At 70.9% G+C, this 17,881-nt stretch carries 16 protein-coding genes; 6 read left to right on the top strand and 10 right to left on the bottom strand.

Features of this window, described 5'->3' with window-relative positions:
• The first annotated feature begins 400 nt into the window (after positions 1 to 400).
• The 3 genes from PSH03_RS18410 to PSH03_RS18400 all read left to right on the top strand — a co-directional run bounded on the left by PSH03_RS18410 (position 401) and on the right by PSH03_RS18400 (position 2,574).
• Entirely contained in the window at positions 401 to 1,060 is a 660-nt protein-coding gene (locus PSH03_RS18410; protein WP_238689877.1) for a hypothetical protein, read from the top strand.
• Between the two features lie 202 nt (positions 1,061 to 1,262).
• Positions 1,263 to 1,871: a response regulator transcription factor gene (locus PSH03_RS32915; RefSeq protein ID WP_210786722.1), complete on the top strand. Its 609-nt coding sequence runs from the start codon at positions 1,263 to 1,265 to the stop codon at positions 1,869 to 1,871.
• Positions 1,872 to 1,989: 118 nt separating this feature from the next.
• Entirely contained in the window at positions 1,990 to 2,574 is a 585-nt protein-coding gene (locus PSH03_RS18400) for a response regulator transcription factor (protein ID WP_210786724.1), read from the top strand.
• A 29-nt stretch (positions 2,575 to 2,603) separates the two neighbouring features.
• On the opposite strand, the gene PSH03_RS18395 is transcribed toward PSH03_RS18400, so the two are convergent.
• From PSH03_RS18395 to lanKC, 4 genes are all read right to left on the bottom strand, one after another.
• Positions 2,604 to 4,382, bottom strand: a complete 1,779-nt coding sequence (locus tag PSH03_RS18395; RefSeq protein WP_238689876.1) for an ATP-binding cassette domain-containing protein — start codon at positions 4,380 to 4,382, stop codon at positions 2,604 to 2,606.
• Positions 4,379 to 6,106 (bottom strand): ABC transporter ATP-binding protein, encoded by a 1,728-nt coding sequence (locus PSH03_RS18390; RefSeq protein ID WP_238689875.1) that lies wholly within the window; start codon positions 6,104 to 6,106, stop codon positions 4,379 to 4,381. Before PSH03_RS18390 ends, PSH03_RS18395 begins: the two co-directional genes overlap by 4 nt.
• A 72-nt stretch (positions 6,107 to 6,178) precedes the next feature.
• The gene (locus tag PSH03_RS18385; RefSeq protein ID WP_013734295.1) at positions 6,179 to 6,298 is read right to left on the bottom strand and encodes a SapB/AmfS family lanthipeptide; all 120 of its coding nucleotides are present in this window, start codon (positions 6,296 to 6,298) and stop codon (positions 6,179 to 6,181) included.
• 5 nt (positions 6,299 to 6,303) lie between these two features.
• Positions 6,304 to 8,901, bottom strand: coding sequence for a class III lanthionine synthetase LanKC (gene lanKC / locus PSH03_RS18380; RefSeq protein ID WP_238689874.1), 2,598 nt, complete (start codon positions 8,899 to 8,901; stop codon positions 6,304 to 6,306).
• Between the two features lie 584 nt (positions 8,902 to 9,485).
• On the opposite strand from lanKC, the gene PSH03_RS18375 reads away from it, so the two are divergent.
• Together PSH03_RS18375 and PSH03_RS18370 are read left to right on the top strand one after the other, a co-directional pair.
• Positions 9,486 to 10,064 (top strand): hypothetical protein, encoded by a 579-nt coding sequence (locus tag PSH03_RS18375; protein ID WP_238689873.1) that lies wholly within the window; start codon positions 9,486 to 9,488, stop codon positions 10,062 to 10,064.
• Positions 10,065 to 10,332: 268 nt separating this feature from the next.
• Positions 10,333 to 10,938: a lytic polysaccharide monooxygenase auxiliary activity family 9 protein gene (locus tag PSH03_RS18370; RefSeq protein WP_231396184.1), complete on the top strand. Its 606-nt coding sequence runs from the start codon at positions 10,333 to 10,335 to the stop codon at positions 10,936 to 10,938.
• Positions 10,939 to 11,018: 80 nt separating this feature from the next.
• Here PSH03_RS18370 and PSH03_RS18365 read toward each other — a convergent pair whose 3' ends face one another.
• The 6 genes from PSH03_RS18365 to PSH03_RS18340 form a co-directional block, all read right to left on the bottom strand.
• Entirely contained in the window at positions 11,019 to 11,378 is a 360-nt protein-coding gene (locus PSH03_RS18365) for a VOC family protein (RefSeq protein ID WP_238689872.1), read from the bottom strand.
• A gap of 245 nt (positions 11,379 to 11,623) precedes the next feature.
• Positions 11,624 to 12,547 carry a serine hydrolase gene (locus PSH03_RS18360; RefSeq protein ID WP_238689871.1) on the bottom strand — a complete coding sequence of 308 codons (924 nt, stop codon included), beginning with the start codon at positions 12,545 to 12,547 and terminating at the stop codon, positions 11,624 to 11,626.
• Entirely contained in the window at positions 12,540 to 13,223 is a 684-nt protein-coding gene (locus PSH03_RS18355; RefSeq protein ID WP_238689870.1) for a hypothetical protein, read from the bottom strand. Before PSH03_RS18355 ends, PSH03_RS18360 begins: the two co-directional genes overlap by 8 nt.
• 161 nt (positions 13,224 to 13,384) lie before the next feature.
• Positions 13,385 to 13,885 carry a SigE family RNA polymerase sigma factor gene (locus PSH03_RS18350; protein WP_210780432.1) on the bottom strand — a complete coding sequence of 167 codons (501 nt, stop codon included), beginning with the start codon at positions 13,883 to 13,885 and terminating at the stop codon, positions 13,385 to 13,387.
• Complete coding sequence (locus PSH03_RS18345) at positions 13,878 to 14,756, bottom strand: hypothetical protein (protein WP_238689869.1); 879 nt, start codon at positions 14,754 to 14,756, stop codon at positions 13,878 to 13,880. The genes PSH03_RS18350 and PSH03_RS18345 overlap by 8 nt, the downstream gene beginning before the upstream one ends.
• A gap of 233 nt (positions 14,757 to 14,989) precedes the next feature.
• Positions 14,990 to 15,991: a PaaX family transcriptional regulator gene (locus tag PSH03_RS18340; protein WP_210780434.1), complete on the bottom strand. Its 1,002-nt coding sequence runs from the start codon at positions 15,989 to 15,991 to the stop codon at positions 14,990 to 14,992.
• Between the two features lie 399 nt (positions 15,992 to 16,390).
• Here PSH03_RS18340 and PSH03_RS18335 point away from each other — a divergent pair, with 399 nt between their 5' ends.
• Positions 16,391 to 17,776 carry an extracellular catalytic domain type 1 short-chain-length polyhydroxyalkanoate depolymerase gene (locus PSH03_RS18335; RefSeq protein WP_238689868.1) on the top strand — a complete coding sequence of 462 codons (1,386 nt, stop codon included), beginning with the start codon at positions 16,391 to 16,393 and terminating at the stop codon, positions 17,774 to 17,776.
• Positions 17,777 to 17,881: the final 105 nt, after the last annotated feature.

The raw sequence follows: 17,881 nt of genomic DNA, 5'->3' as shown, positions 1-17,881 counted from the left end.
GGCGCTGATCGCGGTCGCCGTCGGGGCCGGTTTCGTCGTGGCCGCCCTGTTTCAGGGGCCGGCCGCCGCCGACGGGATGCGCAGCGGGTCCGGCGACGAGCCTCATCGGAGGATCGGCGTTCTGGTCGAGTCAGTCGTACGGCTCTCGGTCGCCGAGCGCCCCGACCAGGACCGTCAACGAGCGGCGGCTGCCGACGACCGCCGCCACGACAGGCCCCGTGCCCCGCTGGTAGCGCCCACCGGTGCGGTGGCCGCCCCCCGCGAGGATTCCCCTTCGACGGAGCCTCGACGGTCGGCGGGTGCGTCGAGGCTCGGCGCATCCGTCTCAGCCGGCACGGCGGAGCGCGAAAGGCTCCGACCGGCCTCCGTGGCCCGCGCGGCTCACCGTTCGGCTCACCGGGTGGACCTGTCGCTGCCGGCCGCCGATCCACCGCGACAGCCGACCACCGCCGCCCCCGACCGGTCGGCGGTGCGTACGCCGGCCGGTCCGCCCGTGGTCGGCCTGGTCACCGCTCCCCTGCCGTACGTCGTCGACATCGTGAGCACGGTGCCGATCAGGCCCGTCGTCGTGGCGCTCCTCCGGGTCACCGATGCCGTTCTACCGCCCGTTCTCGGCCCGGTGGTCGTTCCGGCGGCGACACCCGCACTGCCCGTTCCCCCAGCGCTCGGGCCAGCCGCCGTGTCGGTGACCGAGCCGGCTGCCGTACCGACAGTGCCGACGCCACCGGCGGGGCCGGCGCCGGCCCCCGTACGCGTCGCCGCGCCGCCGGCCCCGGCCGCGCCACCGCCAATGTCCGTCGTCGGCCCCGCGCGTGCCGCGGCCCCGACGGCGCACCTCGCCGCACGCCCGGTGCCGGTGAGCGCGCGGGCTGTCATTCCTGGCCAGCCCGTCGCGCCCGCCGACCAGGACGCCGGCTGCGTCGACAATGGATCGACGCCCGGGCCGGGGCTGGTCCGGCCACTCGACCGGCAGTCCCACCTCGGTGCCGGGCAACGCTGCGATCTCGTGCGGCTTCTGGTCGCGAGCCGAACTCCTGCTGGGATCGCCCGCCCAGGCTGAGGCGGGTCGACCGACCCCGGTGGCTGGCCCGAGCGGCCGGCCTGTTCCACCCGCTGGTCGGTCGATCAGTGCCCGTGCCCGTCCACCGTGACGGTGTCGCGGGCCGATGCCCACCCGTCTGTAGCGCACGACCGCCCTGACCAACCCGTGGATGTTCCGGGATCGGTGGCCGTCGTGACGAGTATCGGAGATCGGAGAAAACGTGGTGATCCACGTTGTCGTCGCCGAGGACATGGGTTTGCTCCGCGGAGCGCTCTGCGCCGCGCTGTCACGCGAGGAGGACATGGAGGTGGTCGCCGACGTCGAGGGTGTCGGTGAACTGTTGACTGTGGTCCGGCGGTGCCGACCGCAGGTGGTGGTGCTGGCACTGACGCCGGAGCTGCCTGACCCGGTGGAGGTGGTCGCCCGGATCGACGTCGAGGCGCCGCACGCCGCCGTGCTGGCGATGAGCCCTCGCTGGAGCCCGGCGCTGGTGGAGGCGGCGCTGGCAGCCGGCGCGCGCGGCCTGGTCGGCAAGGACAGTTCGCTGGCCGAGTTGGTGCGGGCGATCCGCGCGCTCGCGGCCGGGGAACGGGCGATCGACCCGGCTGCGGCGATCGCGGTGCTGAGTCCCCCGGAGATGCCGTTGACGCCTCGGGAGATGGACGTGCTGCGGATGGCGGCCGAGGGCCTGCCCCTGAAGGAGATCGCCGTACGCCTCTACCTGGCACACGGGACGGTGCGCAATCACCTGTCGGTGATTCTGCGCAAGACCGGGGCCCGCAACCGGTTGGAGGCGGTGTCGCGCGCGCGGCGTAACGGCTGGCTGTGACCGTTGGGGGCGGGCCCGGTGGAGTTTCCGGACCCGCCCCGTCGCCGTGCGGTCCCATCGGATGCGTGTTTGAATGTTGACGTTGTGTGATCACCATCGGAGTGCGGGAAGGTTCATCGTGATCCGTACCTTGCTCGCCTTGGACGGTGCCCTGGTTCTGGGCGCGCTGTCGTTGGTCCTCGCCGCTGAGGAGGACATCCGTGTCGTGGCGGAGGTGGATCGCGGTGACGCGGTCTCCGCGGCCGTTCGGGCCCAACGCCCCGACGTGGTGGTGGCCGACCTCGACTTCGTCGAGGGAGTCGATCCCGACCGTCTCGGCCGGTGTCCCGTCCTGGTGCTGGCCCACCCGCATCGGGCCCGGCGACTGCGGGGCATGTTGTGCCCGACCAGGGCGGTCGGCATCCTGCGCAGTGACGCCGCGCCCCAGCGGGTCATCGACGGGATCCGGCGGCTCGCCCGCCGGGAGCCCGTGCTCGACGCGGATCTCGTCGTCGCGGCGCTGCGCTCGGACGGCCCACTGACCAGCCGTGAGACGGAGGTGTTGAGGCTGACGGCCGCGGGTGCGCCGGTCGCCGAGGTGGCGGTGTCGCTCGGGCTCACCCGTGGCACCGTGCGCAACCATCTCGGGCGGATCGCGCGCAAGGTGGGTGCGCGTACCCGGGTGGAGGCCGTGCGGATGGCCGGCGAGGCGGGCTGGATCTGACCGGCGCCGTCGGCGTGCATGTGCGAGGTTCAGCCTCGACGCGTCGACACCGCCGGGGACGGCACCACCGGGTCGTCCCAGCAGCCGACGAGCACCCGGTAGGTGGCCGAGCGGGCCATCAACTGTTCGTGCGTCCCGACCACGGGCTCGTCGCCGTCGAGGACCAGCACCCGTGCGGCCCGAAGCGCGGAACTGATCCGGTGCGCGATCACCACGAGGGTGCCGGGCCGCCGGGCGAAGGCGGCCTCGACCGTCGCTTCCAGCACCGGGTCCAGGTGGCAGGTCGCCTCGTCGAGGACCACCAGCGGGGCGGGTGCCAGCCAGGCCCGGACAGCCGCGATGAGCTGCCGCTCGCCGGCGGAGAGCAGGGCCGGCGCGACCGGCGCGCCCAGGCCGCCCAGGCGGGTCGCCAGGGGACGCGCGCCGAGCGTGTCGAGGGCGACCTCCAGCGTGTGATCGTCGGCGTCCGGCCGGAGGTAGCGGAGGTTGTCGGCGAGGCTGCCGGTGAAGACGTACGCCTCCTGGGGCACCAGCACTCGCATCCGGGCGAGAGCGGCGGGCTCGACCTCGGCGACCCTCGTGCCGGCCAGGTGGACGGTGCCTGCCTGCGGCGGCACCAGACCGGCCATCAGGGCGGCCAGGGTGGACTTGCCCGCACCGCTCGGGCCCACCACGGCGAGATGGTCCCGGTCGACGAGTGTCAGCGAGAAGTTCTGCAGGACGGGCCGGGCGTGCGGGCCGTAGCCGAAGGTCAGTCCCCGGACCTCGAGGGCTGGCGGGCGACCGGCCGGACCGGCGGGTGGTCGGCGGCGGGGCATCCGGGCGGCGAGGGCCGGCGGGCGCTGGTCGTCGGAGACCGGACAGGTGCGCAGAATGTTCTCCAGCGTGACCGCGTAGCGGAGCCCGCCGCCGCCGAGACCCTGCACCAGTGTGTGCAGGGCGGGTTGCAGCCCGGTGGAGACGTAGATCAGCGCGCCCAGCACCGCGCCGGCGGTGAGACCACGCTCGACCAGCCACGGGGCGGCCACCATCAGCACCAGCAGTGGCAGCCAGCCGCCGATGCCGAGGCTGAGGCTGCGGATCGCCGCCATCCGGGCGAGCACGCGTTCGGCGGCGGCCTGCGCCGACACCCAGCGGGCCACCTCCGCCGCCACGCGTGTCTGTGCGCCGCAGGCCAGCACATCGCGGTGACCGGCCAGCGCGGTCGCCGCCGACTGGCCGAGTTGTTCACCGGCCCGGACGTAGGCGCGCTGGTGCGTGACCATCGCCGGCAGCGCGGCGAGAAACACGACCAGACCGGCGACCAGCGGCGCGACCGCCAGCGCCGCCACCACCGGCGCCAGGGCGAGCAGGCCGAGCAGGGCCGCGCCAGCGGAGAAGAGGAAACCGCGGGTCACCATCAGCAGACCGGCGAAGGTGTCGCGGACGATCTCCATCTGGTGGGTCAGCCGGGTCACGGCGGCGCTGTCCGGGCGGCCACCCGTCCGGGTGGCGTCGCGTAGCGCGCCGCGGATCACCTGGGCGGCCACCTCGTCGCGGAACGGCTCGACCACGGCGCCGAGGCTCCGGTACGTCCGACCGGTGGCCGCCGCGCCGACCAGTACGGCCACGGCGAGGACCCCCAACCAGGCCAGGCCGTTGAGCAGACGTCCGGCCAGAAAACCCTCGTCGACGGCGCGGGCGACCAGGTAGCCGGCGAGTAGCGCGGGCAGCGACTCGACAAGCGACCAGCCGCCGAGCCCGGCGAGCTCCCGCCGACTGGCGCGCAGCGCCCGCCAGGTCACCCGACGTACGCCGGGACGGCTCACGATCCACCGTCGGCAGGCTGGAAGACGGCACGGTAGTCCGGATCGGCCCACAGTTGCCGGTGCGGTGCCAGGCCACGCAGCCGACCGCCGTCCAGCCAGGCGACGAGGTCGGCCGCCGCGGCCGCCGCGGTCCGGTGGGTGACCACCAGTCGGGTACGCCCTCCGGCGCTCCCGAGAACCGCCTCGGTGATCCGGTGTTCGGTAGCGGTGTCGAGGCTGGACGTCGCGTCGTCAAGGATGAGCAGGCGTTCGGCGGCGAACGCGCGGGCCAGGCCGAGGCGTTGGTTCTCACCCCCGGACAGCGGTGTGTCCACCAGCGGGGTGCGGTAACCGCTGGGCAGACGTTCGATCACGTCGGCGACGGCCGCCATCCGGGCCGCTCGCAGAACCTCCGGGGTGGCCGGGCTCCGATCGGCCGGCGGTGCCGCCGCGTCGACCGGCAGCGCCAAGCCGATCGCGTCGTGGACTGTCGCGCCGATCAGCACGGGCCGGTCGAAGGCGTAGCCGACGGCCCGGCGCAGCGCCGCCGCGTCGAGGTCCCGCAGCGGCACCCCGTCCAGTCGCACCTCACCGCCGTCGGGGTCGTACAGCCGTCCCGCCACGGCCGCCAGGGTCGACTTGCCGGCACCGGACGCTCCGACGACTGCCACTGTCGCGCCGGCCGGCACGTCCAGGTCGACGCCGTCCAGGATGGGCCGGCCGTCGTCGGCGTGCACGCACACCCCGCGCAGTCGCAGGGCGCCGCCGCCGGGTGGAAGAGGCCGATCGCCTGCCGGCGTGGCGGACTGCGTCAGCAGCTCGGCGACCCGGTGTGCTCCCGCGCGGCTGCGGACCAGGTGGTTCAGGGTGGCGAGCACTGCACCGAGCCCGGCGCCCATGGCCGCGTACCGGACGGCGGCGACCAGTTCACCCGGCGTGAGCCAGCCTGCGGTCAGGGCGTACCCGCCGACCGCGATGACGCTCAGGTTCAGCAGCGGCGCCACGGCCGAGGTGCGCGCACTCGCCCGGGCCAGCAGTCCCCAGGTGTGCCGGCCGTGCCGGTCCAGCTCCGGTAGGGCCGCCAGCACCCGGTCCTCCTCGCGACGGGTGGTGCCGGCGGCGGCGATGGTCCGGGCACCGGTCAGCGACTCCAACAGCCGGCCGGCGATGTTGCCGAGCACCCGCTGGTACCCGGCGGTTGCCGCCGAGGCGTCGGCCACGAAGGCGCGCATGAGGACGGCGAGCAGGGTGAGACCGACGAGCAGGGTGAGACCGAGGACCGGTTCCATGATGGCGAGCGCGACGACGCTGCCCAGCGGCGGAAGCACCGCCACGATGGCCAGGACCACGGCGTTGCCGGCCTGTCCGGCGTCGGCGGCCTGGCCGACCAACCGGCCGACGAGATCACCCACCGGGTGCCGGCGGGTGACGCGGACGTCCATGGCGAACAGGTGACGCAGTAGGCGTCGGCGCAGCCCGGCGGTGGCGCGCGCCGCACCGAAGCCGCTGGCCAGGTCCGTCAGGGTGTCGACGCAGATGAGGACCACGACCAGGGCGCAGGCGGACACCGCCCACCAGGCGGAGCCGCCGTCGAGGGCGGCGTCGACGGCGCGGCCGAGGGCCGCGGGTAGCAACAGTTCGGCGGCCGCGCCGAGCAGCGCGACCGCCGCGAGTCCAGCGGTCCAGCCGCCGCCCGCCAGGACCGTCTGCCGCAGCAGCCTGTCCCCCACGGCGAACGTCGGCATCGGTCCTCCCGTTGGTACGCGGTTGCCCTGGGTGGGCACGTCTACCCACCCAGGGCCCCACGTGTGCGTGGATCAGTTGCAGGTCGTGACGGAGAGCGAGCTGTCGCCGCAGAGCAGCAGGCTCGCCCGGCTACCGCCACCGGTGCGGTCGGCCGGAGCCATCTCCAGGCCCTGGAGGTCCAGAAGTGCCATGTCGTTCACCTCCCTTCCTTCCGTTCGCCGATCAGGTCGCCCCCGCTGTCGCGGGGGAGTCTGTTCGCGCCCGGCAGGGGCGCGAGGAAGGGCAGCGTCGGCGGCTGGTCGTGCTCCGCGCTGGCCAGCGCGTACAGCACGCCGGCGGTGCCGGTGCCGAAGTCCATGGAGAGCCGCAGCAACTGCTCGCCGGGGAATGCGATCCCCTCCCGGTACGGCAGCGCGTGCCAGTCCAGCCGATCCATCTGCGCGCGGAGTTCGCCGCGGTCGGCCTCGTCGGTCGAGGCGGCGAGGTAGGCGATGATGCCGGCCCGGCCGGCGAAGAGCCCGGACTGTGCGTAGAACGGTGAGCGCGCCGCGCGCCGAACCCCGGCGCTCGCCTCGGCGAACCGGTCGTCGGCCCGGTGGCGCAGGTACTGGTCGAGGACCAGCCCGATACCGACGCTGCCGTGGGCCAGATAGGGCATGGTGCGCCAGCCCTCATTGACCTCCAGGGCACCGTCCGGGCGCAGCACACACCGCCGCAGATCCTGACGCAGCGCGGTGGCGGCGTGCCCCAACAGCTCGTCGTCGCCGCTGAGCTCGTAGAGGCGCAACAGCATCAGCGCCGGTCCGGTCCGGCCCCGCAACAGCCCGGCGTACGGGTTACGGCCGCCGCTGACGTCCGGGCCCGGGTCGTCGGCCAGCTGCCCGATCACACGCTCGGCGGCCCGCCAGGCGGCGTCGCGCAACGACACCTCCCCGGTGCGTGCGGCCAACTCGGCCAGGTTGAGCGCGATCCCGGACAGTCCGCTGGCCAGGCTGTGGTCGAGCCCGTCCATGGGTTCCCGCAGGCAGATGTCGAGAACGTCCAGCGCGTCCTGCCGGCGTCCGAGGTGGACCAGCGCGTACGCGACGCCGTGCAGCCCGTCGAAGAAGCCGCAGCGGGTGCCGGACGGGGGCGTTGTCGCCCGCCGCACCAGCCAGTCTTCGTGCTCGGGCCACCGCCCGGCACCGCTCTTGTCGAGCGCGTACAGCACCCCCGCCGCCCCGTGGGCGAGGTTGAGGCCGCCGCTGCGGAACTGCTCGATGTCACCGGGAAAGAGCCGATCGTCGCGCTCGGGGGTGGCGCTGGCCACGATCGCCGTCGTCAGCCGGTCCCGCATGGTGCGCCAGTCATCAGTGCCGAGATTCCCTCGCGGTTCCGCGGCGACACACGGCTCACCGGTGATCTCCTCGACCGCCGGATCGAGGAAGGACCTCGGCACCGGGAAGTTGGCGGCGATGATGTCGGCCAGGTGAGTCACCTTCGCCGGGGCGAGCCGGACCAGCTGGGTCAGTGGCAGGAACAGCGCCAACCGCAGGCACGCCAGGGCGTACCGGTCGACCGCCGGCCCGCTGCGGTCCCTCGGTGCCGCGAAGCCCTGGTTGCGCAGCCCGGGTCGGCGGTGCCCGGCGATCGGGGCGGCCACCTCGAAGTCCACCAGGGCGACCCGGTCGTCCGGCCGGATCATGATGTTGAACAGGTGCAGGTCCCCGTAGACCAGGCCGCGCTCGTGGATCGCCGCCACGACGGCTTCGACCTGCTCGTAGGTCTGGCGGGCCCACCGGGCGTACGCCGCCCGGTCGTCGTCGGTCGCGTCGGCGTCGATCAGCGGGTACCGGTCGACCAGCACCTTGTTCAGCGGCCGGCCCTCGATGAACTCGAGCGCGAGGAACCGGTGCTCGCCGAGGACGAACTCGTCGTGCACCCGAGGCACCTGCGGCAGGTCGGCGAGTTGCCGCAGGGCCTGCGCCTCGCGGGCCAGCCGGGCGACGGCGTCGGTGCCGTCGGCGTCCAGGCCGGCGTGCGGTCGGGCCTCCTTCAGCACCACCTCGGTGTCGGTACGCAGGTCCCTGCCCACGTACAGCCCGCCGCCGTTCGAGAAGTGGATCACCCGCTCGATCCGGTACGGCACCTGGTCGGTGCTGGTGCCGCTCCGGGCGGCCAGGTGCGGGCCGAGGAAGTCCGGCAGGGTGACCCAGGACGGTACGTGAAAGACGGGCTCCCGCCGGTCCGGCACCAGCGTGCCGCCGTCGTCCTCGATCGCCGGCACCACCTGGCCGTCCGGCGAGTGGCAGTAGCGGGCGGCAAAGCCGCCGTAGCGCACGTGGACCGGGCCGGCGCCGTAGCGGAGGTCACTGAGGATGTACGGCCCGGTCTCGCCGGTCAGCAGTTCGTCGAGTTCCTTGCAGGCCAACTCCAGCTCCGCGTCGTCGCACGGATAGACAGTGATGAACTTGCCGCTGGCGGCCCGGGCGGCGTACTTGGAATTGCGCAGCAGCAGCGTGCGCGGTCCGCGCAGGAACTTGAAGGACAGGCCGCGGGGGACGCAGTAGTTCCAGACCGCGTCCAGCACCCGTTCGGCGTTCGCCAGACCCGCCGACACATGGATCTTCCAGCCCTGCTGCGGCAGGGAGCCGCCGTCGGGCGCGTAGATCAGCCAGTCGTCGAGCGGCTCGCGGCGCCAGCCGGTCGGCGTCGGCCGTTCGGCGGCCGGAAAGATCGGCTGTGCGACGGCGCTGCCGAGCGAGTCGTAGAACAGCCGATCCGCGGCGCAGTAGCTGTCGTAGCGTTCGTCCACCGTCCCGCCGCCCCTCGAACTCGGCCGGCTGTTGTTCCGGCGATGAATCGAGTCTCATCGACGGGACGAGTGGGCTCCAGTGCGCTTAGTCACGACGTTCGATGCGGGGTGCACAGGTACTCATGACATTAGTCAGGCCCGCACACCGTAGACGGCGGCGCCCATCGGCTTGTCGACGTCGAGGTCCGGGGGACCGGCGGTGGTGCGGCGACAGCACCCGTGCGCGAGGAAGGCGCGGGTGGACCGGCCCCGAAAGCACGCTGATGCCCGTCGATGTTGCCAAAGTCGATCCAGACGTGTTGGAATGGCTCATATCGCCGCAGCGCGGGGGCAACCGCGCTGGGAACGGCCAGCACGGGAGCATCGCAGCGCCGGCAGCGCGCCGCCTTGGCGGACGCTCGCCTGGCGAATCGCCGGGTCACCTCTACGACGACGGGCGCCTTGCCGGGCAACCACTCTCGCCCGCCGTAGGTAACCCCCGGCACGTGTCCCCCCAACGGCTGACGCGCTCGACGCCTGACCCGCCGGGGGCGTCCGATTCGGCCTGCCAGCACCAGAAACCGGCGACGAGGTGAGAAGCAATCATGATTTCCCGAGAGAACTTCGCGGGTTGGTACCGAAACCGCTTCGTGTGGGTGGCGGTGATCCTGCTGGTGGTGTCGGCCGGCGCGGTCGTACTGGTCAACCGGGCCGGCCCGGAGGCGAAGCCGGCGGATCTGCAATCACAGATCATCGCCCGGATGCGTACGACGCTCGAACAGGCAGACCCGGGGCAGCACAACCACGCCGGACACGGCGCCCAGCAGGCGGCCACCACGGAGAAGCCGGCAGTGATCTGCGGGGTCCGCGTCTACGGCTACGAGCCGACCGAGGCCACCGCGCTCGCCGACGTGCAGACGGTCTACGGCTTCCACCTCTGCGGGGTCGCCGAACAGAAGCGCCCCTGGGACGTGGCGGTCAAACTGGCCGGACCCGTGGTCATGGACATGTCCACCCAGCCTCCGGGCATCCAGGTGGTCGAGGCGACCGCCGAGGTCATGTTCACCGACCGGGTGCGGCAGATGCTCCCGCCCAAGTACGCGGAGCTGGCGCTCAAGGAGGCGCTGTCCGAGTCGGAGATGGTCGACCAGCGCCGCCGATACGACGCCGCAGCCGGCCTGTGACAGTGCCGGGCGGCAGGCGGCGCGGTCGTTACCCGCACCCGGATCCGAACCGGGCGGCTGCGGACAGCCCGGTCAGCTCGATCCACATCCGACCATAGATAGATAACGATTGATATTTGAGTCGATAGATGCAACAGTTGGTTTGGGAGCGTTCCCATACTGATCTGTAGTCCCGAAGAGCGGAGGATGAACAGTGCGTTCACTCAAGTCCGATCGATCCGGCGGACGATCCCGGTCACCAGTCCGTCGGTCCCTTCGAGCGTTCGTCATGGTGTTCGCCATCGTGGCCGGCATGCTGCCCTTCACCGGGGCAGCCCAGGCCCACGGCACCATCATCAACCCGATGAGTCGCGCCTACCAATGCTGGAAGGCGTGGGGCAACCAGCACATGAACCCCGCCATGCAGCAGCAAGACCCCATGTGTTGGCGGGCGTTCCAGGCCAATCCCGACACCATGTGGAACTGGATGAGCCAGCTGCGCGACGGCCTCGGCGGCCAGTACCAGGCCCGCACCCCGGACGGTCAACTGTGCAGCAACGCCCTGTCCAGGAACGACAGCGTGAACCAGCCCGGGGCGTGGAAGACGACCACCGTCAGCCGCAACCTCACGGTCCAGCTGTACGACCAGGCCAGTCACGGCGCTGACTACTTCCAGGTCTACGTCACCAAGCAGGGGTTCAACCCGGCCACCCAGAAGCTCGGATGGGGCAACCTCGACCTGATCACGACGACGGGGCGCTACGCGCCGGCGCAGAACATCTCGTTCAACGTCTCGCTCCCGTCGCGCAGCGGGAACCACATCCTGTTCGTGCTCTGGAGGGCGTCGCACCTGGACCAGACCTACATGTGGTGCAGCGACATCAACGTCACCTGATCGGCAGTACCAACAGCTACAGAACTATTCCGGCTCAGGGCGTCAACGCCCTGAGCCGGATTGGTTGTCTCAGGTGGAGGTCACGCGTCGGCTTCGAGAGCGAAGGTGTTGCCGTCCGGGTCCTGGAACCAGGCGATACGTCCACCTCCGGCCCGCGCGGTAATCCCCTTGTCGTCGTGCTCGAACTGCTCGTAGCGAACGAACTCGACGCCGGACGAGGTGAGCTCGTCGACGATCTGGTCGATGTCGTCGACGTACCACGTCGCCACCGTCGCCGAGGTCTGCCCGGCAGTGACCGACTGATACACGTTCAGCGCCGGCCCGCCACCGGAGCCATAGACACGGCTACCGTCGGCGATGGTGGCGCTGGGGCCCGACCGCAACGCCCGCAGGCCCAGCGCGCCTTCGTAGAAGGCCACGGCCGTCTGAATGTCGGACACGGCGACCGAGGCTCTGAGGTGGTACGTACTCAAGGGCATGAACCACTCTGGCAGGTGCTCGACGAATCGGGGCGCCGAATCGGAGACCGTCACATCCGCACACTGCGGGAAATGCCGAACAGGACGTTCGGACGCAGTGCCCCGTCGGGTTCGGTGGGATCGTCGAAGCCGTGGGCCAGGACCGCCAGCGGCCCCTCGGTAGCGCAGCCCCGGCCCCAGGCCGAGCGGGCGAGCGGCGCCGAGTGCTACCCCTGCGACGGGCCGTCGCCCGCAGTGGCGGTACGCAGCTCCTTGAGCACGTACGTGGCAGCCTTCTCGACGACGCGGATGCCCTCTTTCTGGCTCACGTGATGGTCGGAGAGCACGGCGATCAGCCAGTCATGACGGGCCTCGACGATCCGCCCGATGCTGTTGACCAGCCAGCGGCCCCCGTCGACATCAGCGGTGTCCCAACCGTTCTTGACGTACTCCGAACGACTGCCCGCCTCCCGCGCGGCGGTGACTCCCCACCGCTGCTCGGGGATCACCTTCTTCATGAGGCCCATGACGAAGGTACGGTCCTGCGGGGTCAGCGGTCCTGTCGGTGACGTCAGCGCGGTCAGCAGACGGAGTTGGTCGGCGACCGTGGTCGTGGTGAGGCCCCAGTGCGAGTTGGGCTTCGTCTCGCGCAGACCGAGCGCGCGGTTCGCGGCGGTGAGGCCGCGCGAGCCCTCGATCCGCTGCCAGAGGGCGACCGCCGCATCGTTGTCACTGGACACGATCATGGCCTCGGCCAACCGCCGGGTGTCGGAACCCAGGGCCTTGCCCGGCGGGTTCTGGCGCAGCAGAAGGGCCGCGAGGATGTTGACCTTGACGATGCTGGCGGTCTCGAACCGTTTGGCGCCGACCGTCACCGCAGCCGTTCCTTGTCGATCCAGTGCCGCGACCGCCAGGTGGCCGTCGTACCGCTGCACGTAGGCCTTGATGCGCGTTCTCGCCTGGTCGATCCGGTCGACGGCCGGCGTCGTGGGGATCGGAGTGGCAGGGGAGGAACCCTGCGATGGTCCGGCTCGGTCGCCGTCGCGGCCGCGCGTGGCACCCAGGGCGGCCGTCGCGACGCCGGCCAGCGACGTGGTGACAGCGGAGATGACCCAGCGTCGCGGCAGCTGCCGCCCTTTCCGCTCAGCCAAGGCGGGCCACCGCCCTCGCCGCGATCTCGTCCACCGCGGCCTGGCTGCCCGGATCGGGCAGGCGGACCGTCGAGACCGTCTCGCCTCGTTGCACCATCACGAAGTACGTGACGGTGTTCGAGGTGTCCGCACGCGCGATGCGACCTCGAACGAGCATGCCGGCGCCGTCCAGATATCGCGGGTCGACGACGTCGAACGAGACCTGCGATCCGAGGACCGGGTAGCTCGCGCACCGCAGGAGGACCCGACGGACGTCGTCGACGTTCCGCTCGGCCCATCCAGGTTCGTACGTCTCCACGACGTGATGGGCCGGCGACGAGCCGTCAGACGGCCGGTAGTAGCGCTCCACGGCAGCGCGCCGATGCGATTTGGCCGGGTAGTCGCTGCTCCGATAACTAGGGCAACTGTCCTGCTCCCACGGCCAGGGCGGCAGACCGGTTCGCGCGTCGTCCGCACGCCAGTCCGCTCCCAGATCGCCCGCCCCCAGCAGCGGGCTCGGATCGCCCCGTTCCGCGTTTGCGGTGTGTCGCTCGTCGGGGCCGATACCGGACTCCCCCCGATGGCACCCCGCGGCCATCACCATCAACGCCGCCAGGACCGCCGGCACGACCGCAAGCGAACCTCGGCCGCTGCCGCGGATCCGGCCTCGGCTCGTCCTGCTGCTCGATACGAACACCGAAACCTCCCCAGACGCAGATACTTGCCACCGCAGGTGGCGCCTCAGCCGACGACGCGGGGCGGCACGTTCGCCGCCGCCGCAGCACCGACGCGGCGGTTACCGGCCGAACGGTCCGACACCATCGGGATCCGCCACACCCCGGCCGCAGACAGGACCCGTCAATGGCGTTCCTCGGCGAACAGCTCGGCACGGGTCTCGCCGAGCAACTCACGCAGGCGGTTGAGGGAGCGCATGCTCTGGCTCTTGACAACGGCGGTGGAGACGCCCACAACCTCGGCGGTTGTCTCCACGCTCAGGTCGTCCCAGTAACGCAGGACGATGATCGCCCGATCCCGCAACGGCAATGTGGCGACCGCGTCCAGCAACGTCATGCGCAGCTCGGCCGGATGTTCCTCGCCCCGATCCGGCGGCGCCGACATCGCCAACTCGCGGCTGGAGCGACGTCGCTGCTGGTCGATCATGCAGCGCAGCAGTATCTTGCGGGCGTACGCGTGGGGGTCGTCGGCCCGGCGGACCCGCCTCCAGTTGGCGTACACCTTGGCCAGCGTCGTCTGGGTGAGGTCCTGGGCGAGATGCCAGTCGCGGCACATCAGGAAGGCCGCGTCGCGCAGCCGACCAACGGTCGCCTGCGCGAACTCCACGAAGTCTTCGTCAGCCATTCGACCGGGCCAGCTTCGGGAACCTCTTGGTCCCGTTGACGACGTACTCGGCCGGCAGTGTCGTCCCCCAGTTCGGGTTCGCGGCGATCGCGATCGCCTCCTTCACGGAGAGGACGGGCGGCGCCGGCGACGTTCCCTTGGCGTCCCAGACCAGACAGGTGGCGATCATGAGATCGACCTGGAGGCCAGCGCGGTGGTGCACGGTGACCGTCTGGTTCTGCACGCAGTTGTCGGGTACCTCGGTCAGCTCCACCGTCCCCGGGGCGGGGTCGCCGCCGACGCGGTCCCGGTAGATGGAGAGCCGCAGCATGCCCGGTCCATCGCCTCGGTCCAGGTAGAGCTGGACGTACGGCATGCCGGGGCCTGACCCGCTGCTCTCCAGACTCGCGTAACCGCTGGTCTTCCCCCTGGGCAGCAGCCGGGTCAGCAGTTCCAGGGCGCCCTGCGGTGTGGTGGTCAGCAGTTCACCGTCCGGCCCCGCCCCGATCCTCACGGTGTCGATCACCGTGGTCGAGGGAGTCGGCGGCGCTGACCGGAAGAGGTTTCCTTCGGCGCCCTCTTCCAGCCCGCCCGGGGCGCCACCGGAGGACCCAGCCGGGGACGGCGTGGTGGTGTCGACCGATCCGCCCGGCAAGCCCACGTTCGCTCCGCCGGGCTGACCGGCGTCATCCGCTCCGACGCCGAACGGCCCGGCGGCCAGGCCGATCACGAGCAGCATCGCCAACGCCGATCCGCCGACGCCGAACTGCGCCAGGCGGCGTTGGCGACGAAGTCGGCGGCCCTGCACCACCGACTGCTGGACCAGGTCACCCAGTGGCGGGGCGGGATGTTGGGCCAGGTCGTCCCTGAAACGCCCACGCACGTCGCCCATGTCCCTTGTTCCTCCTCGGCCGGCCGCCCCCAGTGGCGATCCGTCACTGACCTGACGGGTTGGCCAGCCGATTTGGTTACCGGCTTTCGGCGCGAATTTTCAGCCACCGCGTCGGCGGAACGCCGTCGGTTCGAGCAGCTGAAGCTGCTGGCGGTCCCGGCGGCCGCACGGAAACACCGGGCCTGTCCCATCAGCTCGCCTCGCTGCCGGGACACTCCACGCGAGCCGGTCCCCTATTGATTCATTTCCTCGAACATCGCAGCAGGGCGAGGGTCGCCGCAATCGGCCCAGAGGTCTCCAAGCTGGTCGACGCGGTGGGCCCGGATGTCGGGTTGCGGTCCGATGGCGTACCGGTGAGCTACGGCCCGCACGTGCTCCTCTGCGGGGTCGGCGAGCCCGTCGTACACCGCGACGAACACCGCCCGCGCGTCCCTCCTGGGCCATCCCGCAGGCATCAGCTCGATCGGCAGCAGCGGATCCAGGATGGGGAAGCGCCGATAGGCATCCATCACCTCGGTACGCGCCCGTACCGCAGCCGCCCCCGTGATGTCTCCCGACCGGACACCTGGCAACAGGGCATCCCAGCGTCGGATGAATGAGTCGTACTGCTGCACGAGCGCGGCGGTGTCCCAGGCGTCGATCGGTACCCGATTGGTGTGCGCCTCGATCTCCACGTGCCGAGCGCGGAACACGGTCGTGGCGCCGAGCGCGATGGCCGAGAGCTTCGCTCTGGGCGTGTGGCCGAGATTGTGCGGTGATACCCACAGTCCGTCGTACAGGGGTGCGTACCCGAGCCATCGAAGCTGTCCGCGGAGGACGCGTCGCTCGGCGCTCGCCTCCTGCGGCAGGGAGAACGCAACCAGTGTCCACCAGCCGTCCCACGACTCGGCCTGCGCATCAAAGACAGCGATCCGGCGTGCGCCGCGCGCGAGGTTGTGGGCGGCGGGCTGGGTCAACCGGTAGAAGCTGTTCCGTCCCTGACGGTTGATCTCAAGCACTCCGCGGCGCGCCAGGCGGCTGATGGCGGTCCGCGCCCCGGCCGTGTTGACGCCCGATTCGGCAAGCAACGCCACGAGGGCGGCGGAGGGTAGCCAGGTGCGGCCCTGAAGTGTGTAGTCGGCCAGCAGCGTCACGGCCAAGCCTTGGGGTGAGCTGCCTGACTGCCTGCGGGGCAGTCGGGTGGAGCCGTCCGCGCTGTCGGGAAAAATCTCGTCGATGTTGAAGGGGCTGACCACACGACGCTCCGGCGCAGATCGGGGAAGACCGCTAGTAGATCCGATTGTGGCAGGTGCCCGGCCACGTTCGTCCGCCCCCCGTCATCCGGAGCTGATTTCCGCTCACCTCGCCGCATCCATAGCGATCCGTCGATTGACAGTTTCACCGACCAGAGAGACACTTTTTGTAATGCGTCTGGCGCTGCGGGAGCGCGCAAAGCCAGCGGGCAGCTGACCGACCTCCCCGGGCGGAGGTCACCTGACGAGCCGACCGGCATAAACCTGCCGCGACCCACTTCACCATGGACGGGTTGACGGTGAGGCCGGTCCGGCGCGTCTTGTCCAACCACAGTGATGTACCGCCTCCGGTGCCCGGTGGCGCGATTCACCGTGTCCAATCAAGCGTCAAGGGAGTGAAGCGTGAAACCCTATCGACGGCTGCTGGTCGGCTTCGCCGTGTTCCTCGCGGCGGCTGGCCTGGCACTGGTGATACCCGGACTGACGAAACCAGCCTCTGCGGCCTCGTTGACCGAGGTGACCAATTTCGGCAACAACCCGGGCGGGATGCGGATGCACATCTATGTGCCCGACGCCCGGCCGGCCAACCCGGCGATCGTGGTCGCCATGCACGGCTGCGGCGGCTCCGGCCCGGGCTTCTACTCGGGCAGCGAGTTCGCCTCGCTGGCGAACCAGTACGGCTTCATCGTCATCTACCCGAGCGCCATGCAGGAGGCCGGGTTCGGCAAGTGCTTCGACACCTGGTCGGACGCGTCCAAGCGCCGTGGTGGTGGCAGCGACCCGGTCTCCATCGAGTCGATGGTGAACTACGCCCGGCAGCAGCATGGCGGTGACATCAACCGGGTCTACGCCACCGGCAGCTCGTCTGGCGGGATGATGACCCAGCACATGCTCGCGGTCTACCCCGACCTGTTCAAAGCGGGCGCGTCATTCATGGGCGTGCCCTTCAACTGCTTCGCGAACGCGGCCGCCTACCCACCCGGCGGGCCGTGCACCAACGGCAGCATGAACCGGACCCCGCAGCAATGGGGCGACATGGTCCGGGCGGCGTATCCCGGCTACACCGGCCCGCGCCCGCCGATCCAGCTCTGGCACGGCACCAACGACACCCTCGTGCCCTACTCACTGCTGCAGGAGTCGGTCGAGCAGTGGACCAACGTGCACGGGCTGAGCCAGACTCCGACGTCCACCGACACCCCGCAGCCCAACTGGAACCGCCGCCGCTTCGGCACCCAGGTCGAGGCGTACGCCATCCAGGGCGCAGGGCACAGCCTGCCCTCCAGCGGCATGGCGCGTGTCGCCATCCAGTTCTTCGGGCTGGACCGCACGACCTCGCCCACCCCGACGCCGACCCCCACCGACCCGCCGACCCCCACCCCTTCACCCACCGTTCCGCCCGGCTCCGCCAGCGAGATCGTCGGCACCCAATCCGGCCGGTGCGTCGACGTACCCAACGCCTCACGCAACAACGGCACCCGGGTCCAGCTCTACGGCTGCAACAAACAAACCAACCAGGCATGGACCTACACCACAACCAAACAACTCCAGGTGTACGGGAACATGTGCCTCGACGCCGCAGGCACCGCCAACGGCGCGGCAGTACAGATCTACAGCTGCCACAGCCAGACCAACCAACAGTGGAACGTCAACTCCAACGGCACCATCAGCAACGTCCAATCCGGACGATGCCTCGACGCCTGGAGCACCACCAACGGAGCCCAAATCCAGCTCTACGACTGCCACGGACAAACCAACCAACAGTTCCGACTCGCCGCCCTCGCCCGCTGATCACAGCCAAGTTCGCAGCACGTTCGACTGTGTGCAGATGGACCAACGGCAGGGCGAGATCAGCAAACCTGAAACGGGCGGACCCGGCGTCGCGCCGGGGCCGCC

It is taken from the genome of Micromonospora salmantinae (genome assembly GCF_022230905.1).
GTDB classification, from domain to species: domain Bacteria; phylum Actinomycetota; class Actinomycetes; order Mycobacteriales; family Micromonosporaceae; genus Micromonospora; species Micromonospora salmantinae.
This window is presented reverse-complemented; position numbering and strand designations above follow the sequence as displayed.